At 37.2% G+C, this 18,207-nt stretch carries 21 protein-coding genes; 16 read left to right on the top strand and 5 right to left on the bottom strand.

The features are described 5' to 3' along the window. Positions 1–55: 55 nt before the first annotated feature. The 5 genes from H5120_RS12350 (at position 56) to H5120_RS12330 (ending at position 2,245) form a co-directional block, all read left to right on the top strand. Positions 56–268 (top strand): hypothetical protein, encoded by a 213-nt coding sequence (locus H5120_RS12350; RefSeq protein WP_182674660.1) that lies wholly within the window; start codon positions 56–58, stop codon positions 266–268. Positions 269–283: 15 nt separating this feature from the next. Beyond that, positions 284–565 (top strand): hypothetical protein, encoded by a 282-nt coding sequence (locus tag H5120_RS12345; protein WP_182674658.1) that lies wholly within the window; start codon positions 284–286, stop codon positions 563–565. A 68-nt stretch (positions 566–633) separates the two neighbouring features. Further along, entirely contained in the window at positions 634–825 is a 192-nt protein-coding gene (locus tag H5120_RS12340; protein WP_182674656.1) for a YwbE family protein, read from the top strand. Continuing rightward, the gene (locus H5120_RS12335) at positions 825–1,343 is read left to right on the top strand and encodes a DUF4240 domain-containing protein (protein WP_182674654.1); all 519 of its coding nucleotides are present in this window, start codon (positions 825–827) and stop codon (positions 1,341–1,343) included. Before H5120_RS12340 ends, H5120_RS12335 begins: the two co-directional genes overlap by 1 nt. Positions 1,344–1,783: 440 nt before the next feature. Next, on the top strand, positions 1,784–2,245 hold the full coding sequence (locus H5120_RS12330; protein WP_182674652.1) for a hypothetical protein: 462 nt from the start codon (positions 1,784–1,786) through the stop codon (positions 2,243–2,245). Between the two features lie 20 nt (positions 2,246–2,265). Here the strand turns inward: H5120_RS12330 and H5120_RS12325 are convergent, their stop codons facing one another. The 3 genes from H5120_RS12325 to H5120_RS12315 all read right to left on the bottom strand — a co-directional run bounded on the left by H5120_RS12325 (position 2,266) and on the right by H5120_RS12315 (position 4,426). Next, positions 2,266–3,525: a Y-family DNA polymerase gene (locus H5120_RS12325; RefSeq protein WP_182674651.1), complete on the bottom strand. Its 1,260-nt coding sequence runs from the start codon at positions 3,523–3,525 to the stop codon at positions 2,266–2,268. Next, positions 3,513–3,926 (bottom strand): S24 family peptidase, encoded by a 414-nt coding sequence (locus H5120_RS12320; protein ID WP_007377584.1) that lies wholly within the window; start codon positions 3,924–3,926, stop codon positions 3,513–3,515. Before H5120_RS12320 ends, H5120_RS12325 begins: the two co-directional genes overlap by 13 nt. 80 nt (positions 3,927–4,006) lie before the next feature. After that, positions 4,007–4,426 (bottom strand): MarR family winged helix-turn-helix transcriptional regulator, encoded by a 420-nt coding sequence (locus H5120_RS12315; RefSeq protein ID WP_182674649.1) that lies wholly within the window; start codon positions 4,424–4,426, stop codon positions 4,007–4,009. A 134-nt stretch (positions 4,427–4,560) separates the two neighbouring features. On the opposite strand from H5120_RS12315, the gene H5120_RS12310 reads away from it, so the two are divergent. The 4 genes from H5120_RS12310 to H5120_RS12295 all read left to right on the top strand — a co-directional run bounded on the left by H5120_RS12310 (position 4,561) and on the right by H5120_RS12295 (position 8,875). After that, the gene (locus H5120_RS12310) at positions 4,561–5,304 is read left to right on the top strand and encodes a siderophore-interacting protein (RefSeq protein ID WP_182674647.1); all 744 of its coding nucleotides are present in this window, start codon (positions 4,561–4,563) and stop codon (positions 5,302–5,304) included. A 141-nt stretch (positions 5,305–5,445) separates the two neighbouring features. Beyond that, positions 5,446–6,435 carry an LLM class flavin-dependent oxidoreductase gene (locus H5120_RS12305; RefSeq protein ID WP_182674645.1) on the top strand — a complete coding sequence of 330 codons (990 nt, stop codon included), beginning with the start codon at positions 5,446–5,448 and terminating at the stop codon, positions 6,433–6,435. A 298-nt stretch (positions 6,436–6,733) separates the two neighbouring features. Beyond that, positions 6,734–7,747, top strand: a complete 1,014-nt coding sequence (locus H5120_RS12300) for a patatin family protein (protein WP_024609084.1) — start codon at positions 6,734–6,736, stop codon at positions 7,745–7,747. 153 nt (positions 7,748–7,900) lie between these two features. After that, positions 7,901–8,875: a transposase gene (locus H5120_RS12295; RefSeq protein WP_182674642.1), complete on the top strand. Its 975-nt coding sequence runs from the start codon at positions 7,901–7,903 to the stop codon at positions 8,873–8,875. Positions 8,876–9,115: 240 nt separating this feature from the next. On the opposite strand, the gene H5120_RS12290 is transcribed toward H5120_RS12295, so the two are convergent. Then, on the bottom strand, positions 9,116–9,547 hold the full coding sequence (locus H5120_RS12290; RefSeq protein ID WP_007377579.1) for an Lrp/AsnC family transcriptional regulator: 432 nt from the start codon (positions 9,545–9,547) through the stop codon (positions 9,116–9,118). Positions 9,548–9,719: 172 nt separating this feature from the next. Here H5120_RS12290 and H5120_RS12285 point away from each other — a divergent pair, with 172 nt between their 5' ends. The 5 genes from H5120_RS12285 (at position 9,720) to H5120_RS12265 (ending at position 14,722) form a co-directional block, all read left to right on the top strand. Next, on the top strand, positions 9,720–10,790 hold the full coding sequence (locus H5120_RS12285; protein WP_182674640.1) for an ornithine cyclodeaminase: 1,071 nt from the start codon (positions 9,720–9,722) through the stop codon (positions 10,788–10,790). Further along, the gene (ctlX, locus tag H5120_RS12280; protein WP_182674638.1) at positions 10,787–11,698 is read left to right on the top strand and encodes a citrulline utilization hydrolase CtlX; all 912 of its coding nucleotides are present in this window, start codon (positions 10,787–10,789) and stop codon (positions 11,696–11,698) included. The genes H5120_RS12285 and ctlX overlap by 4 nt, the downstream gene beginning before the upstream one ends. 121 nt (positions 11,699–11,819) lie before the next feature. Continuing rightward, complete coding sequence (locus H5120_RS12275) at positions 11,820–13,226, top strand: sodium:alanine symporter family protein (RefSeq protein ID WP_024609079.1); 1,407 nt, start codon at positions 11,820–11,822, stop codon at positions 13,224–13,226. A gap of 127 nt (positions 13,227–13,353) precedes the next feature. Next, positions 13,354–14,385, top strand: coding sequence for a patatin-like phospholipase family protein (locus tag H5120_RS12270; protein ID WP_182674636.1), 1,032 nt, complete (start codon positions 13,354–13,356; stop codon positions 14,383–14,385). A 16-nt stretch (positions 14,386–14,401) separates the two neighbouring features. Continuing rightward, positions 14,402–14,722 (top strand): hypothetical protein, encoded by a 321-nt coding sequence (locus tag H5120_RS12265; RefSeq protein ID WP_182674634.1) that lies wholly within the window; start codon positions 14,402–14,404, stop codon positions 14,720–14,722. A gap of 351 nt (positions 14,723–15,073) precedes the next feature. Here the strand turns inward: H5120_RS12265 and H5120_RS12255 are convergent, their stop codons facing one another. Further along, a complete protein-coding gene (locus H5120_RS12255) occupies positions 15,074–15,637 on the bottom strand; it encodes a YSC84-related protein (RefSeq protein ID WP_024605345.1) in 564 nt (187 codons plus the stop codon). 149 nt (positions 15,638–15,786) lie between these two features. Between H5120_RS12255 and H5120_RS12250 the strand changes: the two genes are divergently transcribed. Further along, positions 15,787–16,998 (top strand): tyrosine-type recombinase/integrase, encoded by a 1,212-nt coding sequence (locus H5120_RS12250; RefSeq protein WP_182674632.1) that lies wholly within the window; start codon positions 15,787–15,789, stop codon positions 16,996–16,998. Continuing rightward, positions 16,998–18,197, top strand: a complete 1,200-nt coding sequence (locus H5120_RS12245) for a sodium:proton antiporter (RefSeq protein ID WP_182674630.1) — start codon at positions 16,998–17,000, stop codon at positions 18,195–18,197. Before H5120_RS12250 ends, H5120_RS12245 begins: the two co-directional genes overlap by 1 nt. The last annotated feature ends 10 nt before the right edge of the window (positions 18,198–18,207 follow it).

Below are 18,207 nucleotides of genomic sequence, written 5' to 3'. Positions count from 1 at the left end.
AATAGTATCGTAATAATTTAACGCTTTTTCGATATAGAAAGTCTAAGGAAATTTAATGTTTATCAATAAACTAAAAAGCAGCGTATTACTTATTATTGGATCATGTGTTTTGGCTGGCTGCAGCTCTGATGCACGTTTTCATGAATTGCAATCGGCGCGCCTTGATGAGTGTAACTATAAAGCTGACAAAGAATATTACGAATGCCTAGATAAACAAGACTCTAACTACGAAGAGTTTAAAAAACAGCAACAAGCCCAGACTAAATAAGTAACCTTTATATTTATGACTAAAACTCAAAAACAGCGCGATAAGCAAATTCGCTTAGCGCTTACTAATGTATGCGAAGCAATAAAAGAAATGGTAATTGGTTTTGATTATCTTACGCATACAGTTGATTTAAATAACGAAGTAAACACGTTAAAAGTACAATGTTACTTTATTGATGAGATAGCCCGTGAAGATGCAAAACCGCAATTTGATGAGTTAATGCAGATTATACTTAGCCATCTAGCAGCTATTAAGTTGAACGCAAAACCAGCACACATCTCATTTTTAGCCAATTAACAGCGGTTTAGTTGGTATGACATCACATGGACGTTATAATTAGATAAATTATTTTTAGGGTTTAAATTATGGCTGTTCCTTCGCGTTCGCAAATTTCATCAGGCACCACAGTAAATATTGTATTAAAAGAAGATCAACGCAGCGGCACATTAACAGAAGGTGTGGTTGAGCGCCTTTTAACAAAATCACCAAATCACCCACACGGTATTAAAGTACGTTTAGAAGATGGTCAAGTTGGCCGAGTAAAAGAGATTTTATAATGGCAACGTTAACAGAGCAGGCTTTTTGGGATTTAGTAACAACGCCTGATTTAGGGCTCGATCCGCAAAGTGTGAGCGATAACCTAAAAACTAAACTTAATGATTTAAGCGATCAACACCTTATTGATTTTGATAAGCACTTTGGCATACATATGCGTAAATGTTTTACCTGGGATTTGTTTGGTGCCGCTTTTGTGATGGCTGGATGTAACGACGATTACGGTTTTAGCGAGTTTAGATGTTGGTTAATTTCGCGCGGTAAAACAGTATTTGAAAACGCTTTAGAAAATGCTGATTCGTTAGCGCAGTGTACACCTGTTTATTATTTAAATGAGCAGCCTTACCCGTATATTGATGAGTATGATTTAATAGCCGGTTTATTATTTGAAGAACGTAACGAAGACGAATTACCGTTTATTCCATCAGGCAGTGATGAACCCAAAGGTAAACGTTTTAAAGACAAACCTAAGTTTTTAAAGCAAAGCTACCCTTTATTATTTGCAAAGTACTGGCAATAAAATAAATAGTAATTTGTGTACTACCTAAACAATTTTATGAGTTTAATTTCCCTACAAGTAAGCGCATTGATATAAATCGTTTTGTTGTTTAAGTACGTATTAACTAAAGTACTTAACAGCAAAATGATTTGTAATGCAGTATCTAGGATGAATCTTTGTGGATTTAAATGTGTTAAATCTAAGGGGTTTATTTGTGGCACGAGGTTTGTAACCTAATGGGATCGGTAATTGCTCTTGCGTTATCTTACTGGCTTACACACATGTAAGAATAAGTAATAGTCGGGCAAAGCTTCCGCTAGTTGCTCGCGTCTTGGTTCCTGAATACGACTTCTCTCCTTTTATAGTAAATCTCTGTTATAGTTGTTAAAAGTTATAAAAGCTAAGTGATTAGGCATTTTGCTATTATTTAACACGCTGACTCACGAGGATACACCCACGAAATGAAATATTTAACACTCGCTTTATTAACTGTCGCTTTTACAAGTGCCAATGCTTTTTCTGAGCCGAGTAATAAAACACGATTTATACCGCTTTTAAAGTCAAAATTGGGTGCCTACGAAGTTGTGTCGGCCAATTCTGGATTATGTGTTAATAGTAATTTGAGTTTGACAGATGAAGGTGATGTAAGTGCGGGTTTTAAACTTGGTGAGCAAATTATATTTGGATCGCTCCACAATGGTACCCGAACCATTAAAAAACCAAACTTTTGTTTTATAACCAGCACGCTTAAATATAAAAGTGATGGTCTTGAAAATGGCTTAAGAATGAGCCGTTGTGAAGATGCAATAAACGAAAAAACAATTAGCCAAAGTATCCGATTTTTAGCTGATAACACACTAAAGTACACATTGAGCGAACCCAGTGTAGAGTGTACATTTAAAAAAGCAGATGAAAGTAAATAAAGCATCTAGTAAGTAGCAAATCATTCGCAGTATATTTTAGGGATATCGCGCCAACGCGTGGTGTACTGCGGCGACAAAAAATCACGGTTCATGTGCCACCGGTCATTTAATTTACTACTAGCTAAACTAAGCATTCCTTTCCCATACCGTGTATTTATAGCATCTAGGCAACTCATTAATTGTGGGTTGTCAGTACGTTGGTTAAACAAATCACTTTGTTGAAATTGCTGTGACGTAAGTTCTAAAGCGCCTACACCACACTTATAAAACCGTATACCGGGTTGGTAAATCTTATTAAATACCTCAGATACAGCATTAGCCATCACGCAGGTGTCGTTAGTGGGTGAGGGGAACTTATACACAAAAGACTTTTTATAATATTTATTTTCGTGCGCGCCACTGGCTGCAAAAATATAAAGCTGGTGAGTGAGCGAACATTGCGCTCTTAGTTTATTAGCCACTGTGGTTACATGGTTAATTAGCGCTGTTTTAAGTGGTGTTGGCTCACATATGCGCTCTCCAAAACTACGGGTCGAATAAATCTCCCGCTTGTCTTGTCGTACATCATCCCAGTTTAAACATGTTATTCCGTTAAGCTCGCTTACTGTGCGCTCAACAACCACACTAAATGCACGGCGCATTGCTCTAGGGTTTTGCTGAGCAAGATCCCAGGCGGTGTGTATATTCATTATTTTAAGTTTTTTAGCTAGCCGCCGGCCTATTCCCCACACATCTTCGCAGCTCATTCTTTGTAAAATAGCTTGGCGAGTTTGTTCGCTATTTATTACTGCAACACCATTAAAACCACTGAGCTTTTTAGCGGCATGATTAGCGGCTTTTGCTAAAGTAGGGGTCGGGCCAAAACCAACACCTACAGGTAGCTTTGTTTCGCGCCATACTGTGCGCCTTATTGTATGGCCGTATTCATGCCAATCTTTAATTAATGATCTGTAGCCATCAAAGTGCAAAAACGATTCATCAATACTGTATATGTGTTGTGTATCGCAAAAGCGGCCAATAATATTCATCATCTTGTCGCTTAAATCAGCATAAAGCTCGTAATTACTAGAGCGAATAACAACGTTGTTTTGCTCAAGTAAATGCTTAACTTTAAAGTACGGGCCAAATTTAGGAATATTTAAGCGCCGAGCAATAGGGCAAATAGCGCATACACAGCCATCGTTATTGGTAAGTACAACCACAGGTTTGGATCGAATAGCAGGGTCGAATACTTTTTCGGCACTGGCATAAAACGACACAGCATCAACTAAGGCATACATTTTAGTAACTCTGGGCTTTGCCTGTGCATTCTTATTGATAGCGTTACTACGCCCTCAAGCTGAAACTCGTCTGCAGAGGTTAGTTGTACAGGCTTATGTAAAGAAGAAGCAGAAAGCAGCCGTGCATTGGTTTTATCAAGCAGTTTGCATACAAAAAGACCATTTAAGTTAGCAACAATAACGTCACCATTTTTTACTGGCTCTGCACGGTCGATAACTAATAAGTCACCCTCAAAAATTCCGACTTCTTGCATAGAGTTACCCGATGCAATACCAATAAACGTAGCATCTGGATGCTTTATTAAAAGCTCATCAAGGGTTACACCTAGCTCGGTGTACTGCGCTGCGGGGGATTCAAAACCACACACGCCTGCTTCTATATAAATGGGAATGACAAACATAACACAACCTAAAACGCATTTACTGTATAAATGTACAGTATATGCGTTTTGTGTAAGTTATGCCAAGAATGTATGGCTGATCAATCCATGTTTTTGATCATTTGTTGTGCAACATCTAAAAAGTCTTTGATTTGCTGAGGATTTAAGTTTTTACACATTTGATTATTTATTTTCTGCTCTGAGGCTAATAACTTATCAAAAAGAACTTTGCCTTGCTCTGTGAGCGACAAAATAAAGCAGCGCTTATCGTGCTCACTTGCCTGTTTATTTATTAAATTTAAGCCAATAAGATCTTTAATTAAACGTGCTATTTGCGCTTTGTCGCGCTGCGTTTTAGTAACAATATCGTTAGCCGTACAGTTATTTACATTCGCAATAATATGTATGCAGCGTACGTGCATAGCATTAATACCAAGTTCGCCTGCGTTAATTGCTTCTCGAATTGTTACACGGTAATTTTGCATTAATTCAAACAGCGTATTTGATAAAGGTGTATTCATAGAACTCTCAATATAGTTGACAAAGTCAATTAACTTGTTATAGTTGATTTTATCAACCAATGGGGCGTTGTGCAATGCCTGCTTTTTATAGCAGGTTGGTATTAAAGTCTAAGTTTTGTAAAACGAGGTAATACATGAGTAAACAAATTCGCAAAGCCAACGTATTAAGTACAGAGCAAATCACACCGCACTTACAGCGCATTGTTGTAGGCTCTGAAGATTTTAACGACTTAACCTCACAGCACATTGGTAACTATGTAAAAGTACTGATCCCAAAAAATGGTGAAGTAGATTTTAACTTAAAAACAGCGTGTATGCGATCTTACACAATAAGGCATGTAGATGCACAAACAGGCGCGTTAACACTTGATTTTGTTATAAATATGCACCAAGGTCCGGCAACTGACTGGGCTAAAATTGCAAAAGTAGGCGACGAGCTAGGTATTGCAGGACCAGGCCCTAAAAAGCTAGATAATTATGGGCATTCGCATTATGTGTTGCTAGGGGATTTAACATCGGTAAATGCAATAAAGGGGTACATACAGCAATTACCTTTATTTTCAAAAATTGATGCCTTTGTACATGTACCCACCGAAAAAGACATTATTGATTTAGAAACAAGCCGCGATGTTAATTGGCTTGTTACCGACAATGCTGACGAAGCGCTACTTAGCGCGCTTCAAAATTTGCACACTACAGCAGAGCCTCCCATTGTATTTATGGCATTGGAAGCTGGGCTTGTTCGTAAAGCAAAGACATTGTTAACAGAGCAATTTAATATACCACGCGGTAATATTGTATCCTCAGGGTATTGGAAAAAAGGCGTGGATTCAGAAGGCTATAAAAAGCTGCGCCAACGTGATGCGCAGCTTGCTTGAATACCTTAGAGCAAAATAACATATACCTATTTTGCTTTAATACCACTGCGTAACTTGAATTGACCTAATAGCAGACCCATTTAAGTGTTTTATGCTAATGATGTAATACATTGTTAGCATGCATTTTTAGGAGCTGCTATTTTGTTAAATTCCATTCCTTTTTCGTTATTAGAACTTGCCCCCATGATCAAAGGGGACAGCGTAACTAAAACTCTTCATAAAAGTACTAAATACGCCCAACGTGCAGATGAGCTTGGCTTTAACCGTTTTTGGCTTGCTGAGCATCATAATATGCCAGGTATAATTTGTGCGGCCACTTCAATTTTGGTTGGTCACATTGCAGGTAATACCAAAAAGATACGCGTTGGGTCAGGCGGTATTATGCTGCCTAACCACTCCCCATTAGTTGTTGCTGAACAATTTGGTACATTAGAGAGCTTATATCCAGGGCGAATAGATTTAGGGCTAGGGCGTGCACCAGGTAGCGACCCTGTAACGAGTCGTGCATTAAACAACGATATGAGCCGCGCAGAAAACTTCCCAGGTGAGGTAACTGAGCTGCAAACATTGTTAGGTCCTTACAACGGTACACACCCTATACGTGCTATACCGGGTGAGAATACAAACGTTCCGATTTGGCTATTAGGTTCGAGTTTATTTAGCGCGCAACTAGCGGCGCAAAAAGGGTTACCGTACGTATTTGCAGGGCATTTTGCACCGCGCTTTGTGCACGACGCAATAGCGCTGTATAAGCGAGAATTTAAAGCATCAAGCGTACTTGATAAGCCATATGTCATGCTTGCACTGCCTTTAGTGGCTGCAGATACCGACGATGAAGCGCAATACTTGTCGACTACTTCTAAGCAACGTGTACTCGAACTTATACGCGGTAATGAGCTGTGGCTAAAACCACCTGTTGAAAGCATGGACGGGTTGTGGAGCGAACAAGAACGCGCTCATGTAGAGAACTTTTTAAGCCTAAGCGTAGTAGGAGGACATGTAAGTATTAAACACAAGTTAGAGATGATAGCGAAACAGCTAGAAGTTGATGAGTTTATATTTACCAATGATGTATTCGATAGTGAAAAACGCCACCGTGCACTCGAAATTCTAATGGAAATAAAACATTAGCTCAAAAACTATTAGTTTAGATAGTGTAGTTAAGCAAGCGTACACCTTGCCTCTGTTAATGTTGCAGGCATCAATTAAAGAACATTCATTTATACATTGAATTAATTTATGTGATGTCTGCAAAGTTTAAAACCAGTCTTTTTTTAAATAACTAGCTTATAGTAAGTGGATTTAGTAACTATATAGCGTTCTGTTTTATCAATCGAACTGATTTAAACAATCAATTTTAAGATATCACTTTTATTTTTTATAATGTAGCTATTAAACCAGACATCATAAAATTAAAGGCAGGTACACCGTGAACTCTCTAAACACCGCAACAGCTAATTCAGTTAACAAAACAGCGCAGCCAAAAGTTGCTCTGATTGCTGAAGGTGGCGGGCAGCGAGGGATATTCACAGCTGGCGTACTTGATGCGTGGTTAGAGCAAAGCTATGACCCATTTGATTTATTTATTGGTACTTCAGCGGGTTCGCAAAACTTAACTAGCTACTTAGCGCGTCAAAAAGGCTACGCTAAACGCCTGATTAGAGGACTTTCGCGTAATAAGCGTTTTTTTCAGCTTGGTCGCGGATTAGTGGGTAAGCATATAGTTGATTTAGATTGGTACTTTGACAAAACCACTGAAGTAAACAGAGCTATAGATTTCAAAACAGCGAAAACTAGTTTAGGTGAGCGTGAACTACTTATAACAGCAACAAACGCACGAGACAGAAAAGCTTATTACTTATCGCCTACAGGTGATAGTGGTCAATGGCGTGATTTGTTAAAGGCTTCTAGCGCACTGCCGTTTTTATACAAACAAGGTGTAAAGTTAACACCTTGGTTAAACGCAAAAGCAGCGAATGAAACACATCTTGTTGAAGAACAAGCACAGAGCGATTTTTATCTAGACGGCGGTTTAGCCGCTCCACTTCCCGTGCGTGAGGCTTACAACCGAGGTGCTCGTAAAATTGTTGTAATAAGAACGGTTGACGCTAACTTTCAAGCGCAATCTGCATGGGTACAAAAGCTAAGAACATTTGCTATAGCATCAGGCTATTGTCCAAAAACATTGGACTACTTAATACAGCACGAAAAAGCGTATTTAGATGAGCTTGAGTTTATTGCAAATCCACCAAGTGATGTGGAAATAATACAAATTTTTGCAGACGAAAAACTGCATAGCAAATTATTAGGTAGTTCAAATAACGATTTACGTTTTGATCATAAATTAGGCTTGGCTGCAGGTCGGTCTTATTTAGCGCAGCAAAGCCAATTTGAGATCAGCAATACGCATAACTACTCACAAAGCGAGTATCGTTACAATTAAGCAAATTGGATACCCAAATCATGAATAATACTGCGACTTAAAGTTGCAGTATTATTCATTTAAATGCCTTTTATTTAAATGACACCCACCCTAATTTGTGCATTTATTAACCTTAGCTATACTTTATAAAATTTTAAAGTGAGCATGATGCCTGTGGCTACTGCACGAAAAAGACAAATAAGCCTCTCCAATACACGTTACTATCACTGTATTTCTCGGTGTGTGAGGCGTGCTTACCTATGTGGAATTGATACACAAACAGGCAAAAGCTATGAGCATCGTAGAGATTGGGTAGAGGAGCGTTTATTATTTTTGGCGAAGGTATTTTGTATTGATATTTGTGCTTACGCGGTAATGAGTAACCATACACATTTAGTACTTTATATAGATGATAAAAAAGCAAATAGGCTTACAGGTAGAGCTGTTTGTATAAGGTGGCATAAAGCATTTAAAGGGACGAATATATCAAAGCGTTACCTTGAAGGTGAATCGCTATCGGATATAGAAAAAATGTTACTAAAACATAGTATAGTGAAATTTAGAAATCGTTTAAAAGATATTTCTTGGTTTATGCGTTCGTTAAACGAGAATATAGCAAGGCAAGCTAATAAAGAAGACGATTGTACAGGCCGTTTTTGGGAGGGGCGCTTTAAATCTCAAGCTTTACTGGATGAGCCTGCACTATTAGCTTGCATGGCATATGTTGACTTAAATCCTATAAGGGCAAAAGTTTCACAGAGCATTCAAACATCATCATTTACCAGTATTAAAAAACGAATTGAACATGCAATAGCAGGTAATCAGCCAAAGTTTTTAGCTAAATTTGTAGGAAAGCTCTCACAAAAGATAAGTAAAGGTTTACCATTTGAGTTTAAAAACTATCTAGAATTAGTAGAGCAAACAGGAAAGTGTATAAGGGCAGACAAACCAGGTTATATAAATCAAAGTACAACGCCTATATTAAAAACATTAAACATAACCGAAAAAAACTGGCTTAAACTAACAACCCGCTTTACTAAGATATTTCATGGTGCTGTTGGTAAAGCCGAAAATATAGAAATCTACTGCAATAATCAACATTTCAAACGACGACCCAATATCAAAAATAGCCAAGCTTTAACTGCTTAGTTTTACTATTTAATACAACTTATCTAAGTTTAGACTGAATGTACTCAAGGTTTTAACTCATCTGCGATTTAGATAAATAGAAGCTTCTAATCAATTAGTTGATGTAGCTAAGGGAATTAACCGCATATAAGAGACACAATAAATAATTTTTAAGTGTTTAGTCCCTCAATTTTTAAAAATTTAAATGGGTGTCATTTAAATATTCTTCATTTAAGTATTCTTTTAAATATTGAAAATAACTTAAGTTGATGAAAGCAATATGCTTGTTTCACTATTTAAAATACCGTCAATTTCGCGTACTTGCCTTAGCACTCCATCAAACTCACTTAAATTTGCAGCTTGAAGCTCTGCAACTAAATCCCATGCACCATTGGTGGTGTGTAATTTTATAAGCTCGGGTATTCCGCGCATTGTTTTAATTACTTGTGAGGTAGATTTACCAACGACTTCTATCATCATAATTGCGCGCACGGCTTCTGTTTCTATGTGTTCGTGAACGCGTACAGTAAACCCTAATATAGCGCCTGAGCTAACTAATCTATCTAACCTATTTTGCACTGTCCCGCGTGATACATTTAAAGAACCGGCTAAAGCTGAAATAGAAGCGCGGCCGTCTTTTCGTAATTCTGCTATTAAAGCATTATCAAGAGAGTCGTAAATATAGGGAGTCATAAATCAAACCTTTAAAAGAAGTTACTGACCAAAATACATAAATTGTACATAACTGCATAGCAAAATAATAAAAATTAGTACTATTTGTGTAATTAATTGCCATATTAAATAGCACGTAGCCTCGCTAAACTTGTTTTAAATTAACTAATACATTTATTCAAGAGGTTTCCACATGAGTCATTTTATAGCACAGCCAAAACAAGGCGTTCCATTTGTTAGCGTTCAGGCAATGGCTAAGCTTATAAATAGCTTAGGGGTCGAAAACGTTTTGCTAGATCTAACACATAAATTAGAAACCGACTTTGCCCGTTGGACAGAGTTTGATAAGTCATCTCGCTATGCAGCACACTCACCAGAGGGTGTAATAGAGCTAATGCCAGTGAGTGATGGCCAAATGTTCAGCTGTAAATATGTAAATGGTCACCCAAAAAACACCTTTAGAGAACTTCAAACAGTCGCTGCATTTGGTATTTTAGCCGATGTAAATAGTGGCTATCCGGTTATGATAAGCGAAATGTGTTTACTAACAGCACTACGTACAGCCGCAACTTCTGCAATGGTAGCTAAATATTTAGCGCCTAAAAACTCAACAACCCTTACTTTAATAGGCAATGGTGCTCAATCAGAGTTTCAGGCACTCGCTTTTAAAGCGGTACTAGGTATTACGCATATTCGTTTATACGATATAGATAAAAGCGCCTCTAAAAAAGCATTTGCTAATTTAAGTGCATGCGGATTAAACGTGACTATTTGTAATAGTGTACAAGAGGCAGTAAAAGGGGCAGATATTATCACTACCTGTACTGCTGATAAAACTAACGCCACTATTTTAACAAACGACATGATCCCACAAGGTGTGCACATTAATGCCATAGGTGGTGATTGCCCAGGTAAAACAGAGTTAGATGCTAGATTGCTTGAGCGTGCTAATGTATTTGTTGAGTACGAGCCGCAAACTCGAATAGAGGGCGAAATTCAACAAATGAGTCCAGGCTTTACAGTAACTGAGTTTCATAAAGTTATTAATAAGCAGTCGCTTGGGCGTACTAGCCAAGATGAATTAACCATTTTTGACGGCGTTGGCTTTGCGAGCGAAGACTTTACAGCACTGGTATTTATACGCGATGAGTTAATTAAAACGGGCGAGTTTGCTTTGCTTGATTTAATTACACAACAAGCGGACCCTCGTAATTTATTTTCAGTGCTTAGTGATCAACCATTAGTAAAAGAGCACGTGGCATGAGCGAAGTAAACCAAGCCCCCAATGCTGTAGTGATGGTAAGGCCGCATCACTTTACATCTAATCCCCACACAATGCTCGATAACGCATTTCAAAGTGAATGCTTAGCACAAAATCAAAGTGAACAAGCATTTAAAGAAGTGACTAATGCCGTACAAATATTAAACAATGAAGGGGTAACAGTTCACCTTTTTGAAGATGAGCAAACACACACTCCCGATTCAGTTTTTCCTAACAATTGGTTTTCAACTCATCAAAGTGGCCAATTAATAATCTATCCAATGTTTGTAGAAAACAGAAGGTTAGAATATCGAAAAGATATTATTGATTTTTTAACGGATCACTATAAAGTGTCTTCAGTGACTGATTATTCATTTTTATCGAAAGAAAATTCATTTCTTGAGGGCACTGGTTCACTGGTTATCGATCATCAAAATAAACTCGCTTACGCGGTAGAATCAAAAAGAACTACCAAGTCGGTGGTTAATACAATATGTGAGCAATTAAAACTATCACCCATAGTGTTTAACGCATATGACGAGCAAGGAACTTCGGTTTATCACACTAATGTTTTAATGTGTATTGCTACAAAATTTGTAATGATCAGTTTAAATATGGTGCCAATTGATCAACGTGCACAGTTAGCTAAACATTTTTTGAAAAGCCATCATCAAGTGATCGATTTAACGCTTGAGCAAATTAATAACTTTTGTGGCAATGCTATTGAGCTACAAGGTAAAAATGGTCGTATTTTAGCGTTATCGCAAACTGCGTTTAATGCACTTACACCGGCACAAATAACAGTTATACAAAAAACGGCTAAGCTTGTGCCCTTACCAATACCTACTATTGAGTCGGCTGGTGGCTCAGTTAGGTGCATGATTGCAGGAGTTCATTTGCAAAATAAATAATGTATAGTTTCAAGGCAGCTTAGCTGCCTTATTTGCATTAAATTTTTAGTCGATGTCGCAAGCAAATGCCGTTATACCCAAAAAAGGGTATCAATATAAAAAATATAAGAAGGAATTAGCAATGTTCGATACCGTCGTCAAAAGCGTAAACAACCTTTTATGGGGAGAAGGGCAGGTACTTATTTATATACTCTTGTTTACGGGGGTATGGTTTTCAGTACGACTAAAAGCAATTCAAATACTTAAATTTAAACATATGTTTAGCCTTTTAAAAGGCAGTAGCAAATGTAAAAAAAACGATATTTCATCATTCCAAGCATTGTGTACAGGGCTTTGTGCACGGGTCGGTACCGGTAATTTAGCCGGTGTGGCGGTTGCAATTTCACTTGGCGGCAGCGGCGCTATATTTTGGATGTGGGTAATAGCCATATTGGGCATGGCTACAGGCTTTGCTGAAAGCGTACTTGGGCAAGTATATAAAGTGCGCGATAGTGGTGGCGAGTTTAGAGGCGGGCCTGCGTATTATATTCAACAAGGTTTGGGTAGCCGGGCATTTGCCATTGTGTTTGCCGCATGTTTATTTTTAGGTTACGGCTTTACGTTTAGTGCAATGCAAACGAACACAATTACCGATGCACTTAATTACGCGTTTGAAGTTCCTACATTTTATTCAGGTCTGGTTATTACCGTACTAGCAGGCTCAATTATACTCGGTGGCTTTAAGGCAATTGCCCGATTTGCAGAGCGTGTTGTGCCAATAATGGGCATTGTGTTTGTACTTGCCGCCGTTATTATTACGATTATAAATTTCACGCAAGTACCTGCCATGCTTAAAGATATATTTTTATCAGCGTTTGGTTTACAAGAAGCAGGCGCCGGTGCAATGGGCGCTGCCATTAAAAACGGTATTCAACGTGGTTTATATTCTAATGAGGCCGGTGCAGGTAGTGTTCCGCATGCTTCAGCAAGTGCCAGCCCAATACCTAATCACCCTGTAACGCAAGGTTACATACAAATGCTAGGCGTATTTTTCGATACAATAGTACTGTGTAGCTGTACCGCGGTGATCATTTTATTAGCCGATATAGATATTAGCGGCGAAATGGAAGGCATTCGTTTAACACAAAGCGCGATGACCGCTCATTTAGCACAAGGTGGTGTTTACTTTGTAGCAGCCGCTATAACCTTATTTGCTTTTACATCGGTGGTGGCAAACTACGCCTATGCAGAGAGTAACTTGCACCTCTTTAAGCTCGACAACAAAGTAGGGCGCGGCATTTACACTTTGCTTTATTTATCAATGATGTTGTGGGGCGCGTCGGCCACATTAAAAGAAGTCTGGGATTTAGCCGATATTGCCTTAGGGTTAATGACAGTGGTTAACGTTATCGCTATTATACTGTTAACGCCGACTATTTTGTCTGTTACGAGCGATTACCACGCACAAAGAGACAAAGGTCTAGAGCCCGAATTTAAAGTAAAAGATGTAAAAGTACAGGGTAAATGCGAAGACGGCATTTGGGACTAGTTCAGCACACTTAACTATAAAAAGCGGTTTTATGGCAACATGAAATCGCTTTTTGTTTTGCATAAGTATTCACTTTCAGTGTTGTAAAAAAACTATAGCAACCAAAATAAAAGGCACAATTTTTTAGATGATCGAGATTCACGCAGGGAAAACAGCGGCTAAAATTATTAACGAACAGGGCTTTAAACCTGAACTTTTCACCTCTTTTTTAGGTGCAAGTGGCGGTCCTAAATGGTTTACATTATTTGGCTTAGATAAATATATTTTTGGTGAATTTTTTAAAAACCGTACCCAACCACTTAATTTAATTGGCTCGTCTGCTGGCGCTTTTCGCTCTGCGTGTTTTGCACAAAACGATCCTGTTGCTGCGATTGAGCGCTTAGCAAAATCGTATTCGCAAACGCGATATTCAAGTAATAAACCTACACCAAGTGAAATCACAATAAAAGCGCGCGCATTACTTGAAGATGTTTTTGGCGATAACGGCGTAACCGAAATTATAAATAACCCAATATTTAAAGCGCACTTTATAGTAGCAAAATCGAATGGCTTTATTGCCAGCGAAAATAAACTAATACAGTTAATGGGTTTATCAAAAAGTTACATGCTTAACCGCGTTAACCGAAAATTATTAGGCACACAGTATGAGCGCTTTATATTTGGCCCAGCAACAAGTGACTTATCAATTACCGACACCTACAATTTTAAAACGCAAAGCATAGCGCTTACTCAAAATAATTTAAAAGACGCGTTACTTGCATCGGGTTCAATACCACTTGTTATGCAAGGCATAAAAAATATTGAAGGCTCGCCGCAAGGAATATATCGCGATGGCGGAATAATTGATTACCACTTTGATTTAAAAATTAATAACCCTGGCTTAATTTTATATCCGCATTTTAATAGTGAGCCCAAAGCAGGGTGGTTCGATAAAAATTTAAAACGTAAAGTATCGCCACTTAATTACGATAACGTGGTAATGATTACTCCATCAAAAGAATTTATAGCAAGTTTACCTTACGGAAAAATTCCAGACAGAAACGACTTTACCGATCTTGATGCAGACACCCGAATTAAATATTGGAATACTGTTTTTAGTGAAACTGAAAAGTTGGCTGAGGCGTTTGAAGGAAAATTGAAGTTGAATATAACTTTATAAACAAAAGGAATCTTAAATGAGTTTAAGAATAAACTTAGAAAATGGAACTCAAGCTGAAATAGATCAAGAAGCTGATATATGTCCAATTTGTGATACAGCACAAATACCTGTTAGAATATTTGTTACCATAACCGGTGAATTAGAAAAATATGATACAAAATTAGAAATAGTAATGAAATGCATGAATAGTAATTGTGCAAGATTATATATAGCTCAATATATTAAAGACAATATCGGATTCATTTACAATAAGTTTAAATTTAACTATTCATTTCCTAAAGCATTTAAAGCACCTGATATTACTAAAGAGATAACAATTAAGCCGTGCTATAAATAACTATGTAACAGATGAGAATCTAAAGAGTTGTGCAAATAGAGCCGTGTGGCTTGGTAATGATGAAACTCATTATATTAGAAAATGGGAAAACCACGACCTTAAAGATTTAAAAATATTAATTCAATTAACTTGTACGTGGATACAAAGCTCAATTTTAACAAAGAAGTATATGGATGAAATGAGTCGTGATTAAATAAATATAGAGGTAACATATTAAGGAATAGAATGGTGATTCTATAATTTCAGATGTAAGTAATAACCCATAAGTTACGTTATGTTAAATTGGATGGGTTTTAATAAAGCAAGCGTGATTATACAAACCAGCTCGCTTTTAGGAGAGTAATTTGGTGGTTAATTAAGCTCTGAATCAACCCAAAACTTAGTTCCCTTTAATACAGCCTGTAGTGCAAGGCCATTTTCGGTTACAGAATATACAGTTACTTGATCTGCAATCGCTTCGGCAACCAATGCACCGCCTTTATCTTCATATTTTGCTGCTGCATCAGCGTTTCCGCCAAATGCCCAACCATGTTCAATAAATCTATTTAGTGCAGCTTGGTTATGAAAAACCATTACAACGTTAAAATCTTTTACACCTAAACCAAGCCCTAAACCGGCTTCACCCATATTCATGTAAGTCGATTTACCAGTAAGGTTATTTTTAACCACGCCGTAACCGCCACCAAAACTGGCTAAAACAACATTTACGTTCGCGTTATCAAAAACAGCGTAACCAGCCGAATTAGCAATTTGTTTTTTAACGTCAGGTTTTTCAGCGTATAATTTATCTAATGTATTTGTTTTCATACTTTGTACAAGTGAACGTTTTTCGCTTGGTGATGCACTACCTGTAGTAGCACACCCAGTTAACGCAACAGTTAAAGCCAGTACGCTTAGTATAATTAGTTTTTTCATAATGTTTTCCTTAATAAGATATAGCAACCAACAACCATAGAATAATCACGGTATTAAAATAATTAGAGTTTTACTATGTCCAATACTAGACAGTATCGGACTTTAACGTTATTCTGTAAGTCTATTATTTAATTGAATATTTATACATTATGCTTGTTGCTTTGGTTGATACATTAAAACAATTAAGATATCAAATTGCCCATCTAGATGACGGTACTCTAAATTCAGAATACCCAGAACTTGCATCCTTTATACAGGAAGTTGGCTTGACTGTAACTGAATCAAAAGCCGATCTGACATTCTTATATCAGTTTTTATATGTTTATGGCCGCAAGTCAGAAGCTACTTATAGCCGTTTTCGAAATGAACTTGAACGCTTTTATTTATGGTCGTGGTTAATAGCAGAAAAATCAGTATTCGATTTAAAACGTGAAGATATTGAAGCTTACGTTGATTTTATGGTCGAACCTGATAAAAAATGGGCTGCAACTTCAGTGCAATGGCGTTATAAAGATGAGCAAGGAATTCGTAGATTAAATCAAAATTGGCGCCCTTTTATGCTAAAAGAATCAACTGCCAGCCAACAAACTTTATCGGCCATGTTTACTGCCTTAAATGTATTTTATAAGTTTGCCCTACTCGAAGAAAAAACATTCGCTAACTTTGTCCCTGTTGTTAAAAAAAATAGCCCGTATTTAGTTGTTCAATCACAAATTCAAATTCCTGATACATTAAGTGATATTCAATGGGAATACGTTTTTGGTGTAACGCGTGATTTATGCGAACATAACCCTGATTTAGAGCGAAATTTGTTTACGCTTGCCTGCTTAAAAGGTCTTTATTTACGAATTTCAGAATTATCTGAGCGCCCACAATGGTCGCCAGTGATGTCTCATTTTTGGCAAGATAATGATGGATTTTGGTTTTTACGTATAATGGGTAAAGGTAATAAATTACGAGATGTAACCTTAAGTGATGATTTTGTTGAATATTTAAAACGATACAGATTATATCGAGGTCTACCTGCCCTTCCTCGGGTTGATGAATCTGAGCCGTTAGTTCATAAAATTCGCGGTCAAGGTGGTATGACCGTAAGGCAAATTAGGCGTTTAGTTCAACAAAGTTTTGATTATGCTCAGCAATCATTACTTGATGATGGTTTTAAAGATGATGCTGAACAACTTGGCGCTGCAACTGCACATTGGCTTCGTCATACTGGTGCTACACATGATGCGCAAACCAGACCGCTCAAACATTTATCAGAAGATTTAGGCCATTCTAAAATTGCGACTACCGATCAAATTTATATTCAAACAAATATTAAAGAGCGAGCAAAATCAGGACTTAAAAGGAAAATTTAATGGAGTATTTAGTAATATCATTTATAGGCGGACTATTTTTAATTTATTCTTTAACACTTCGCCAGTTAGAAAAAACAGAAGTAACAGGCCCAATGTTTTTTGTTGTTGGGGGAATATGTTTAGCTTTAATGCTACCCAACGAAGGGGATAAAATAAAAGAAGGCGTTGATCTTTTATTACCATTTATAGAGCTTACGCTAAGTATATTTTTATTTTCTGATGCAGCTAAATCAAAGCTAAGTGTATTAAGGCATAGTTTTCAGTATCCTAGTTTACTGTTGTTTGTTGCCCTACCCTTAACTTTATTACTCGGTATTGCTGTTGCTTTATTTTTCTTTGCTGAGCTTTCACTTATTCAAGCGGCGTTGCTCGCAATTATTTTAACACCTACCGATGCAGCATTAAGTAAAGGGTTACTAGCAAGTACACAAGTGCCTGAAAAAATACGTGAAGGGATAAATACTGAAAGTGGTTTGAACGATGGATTATGCGTGCCCATATTTTTAATATTTATATTACTCGCTAAAAATCCGGATTCAGCTATTACCGCCACACAAACATTAAGCGTGTTTGGACGAGAACTTGGCTTGGCTTTATTAATAGCTATTACAAGTATCGCTGTTTTTATACCGAGTTTAGACTTTGCAATGAAACGTCATTACTTTGCACAAAATACCAGTCCATTTTTATTACTCGGTTTTGCTATGGCTGTGTTTTCTGTCACTCAGTATTTTCATGGCAGTGGATTTATTGCGGTGTTTATTGCAGGTTTACTATTTGATAAATTTTCGACTGAAGAAGTTAGAACAGAATTAATTGAAGACTCAGAGCACATCGCAGATTTTACATCGCTAATGATTTGGTGCTTGTTTGGGTTTGTTTGTGCTTACTTAGTTATCCCGAAATTAAATACTGAAATTATAATTTACGCTTTATTAAGTACAACATTAATTAGAATAATTCCAGTTATGTTGTCTCTGCAGTTTACGGCATTGAATATTAAAGAGCGTTTTACATTTGCGTGGTTTGGACCAAGAGGTTTAGCATCAATTGTTTTTACATTGATGGTGATTGATACGCAAATAGAAAACAAATATCAAATTGCGACAATAGCAATGACGACTATTTTGTTTAGTGTATTTATTCACGGTATAAGTACAAAGCCAATTGCAGACAGTTTCGCTAAAAAATCTAAATAGCTTTTATAAA

It is taken from the genome of Pseudoalteromonas sp. SR43-2 (assembly GCF_014163885.1).
GTDB lineage: Bacteria > Pseudomonadota > Gammaproteobacteria > Enterobacterales > Alteromonadaceae > Pseudoalteromonas > Pseudoalteromonas distincta.
Note: the sequence above shows the minus strand (reverse complement) of the source record. Positions and strands in the feature narration are given on the sequence as shown.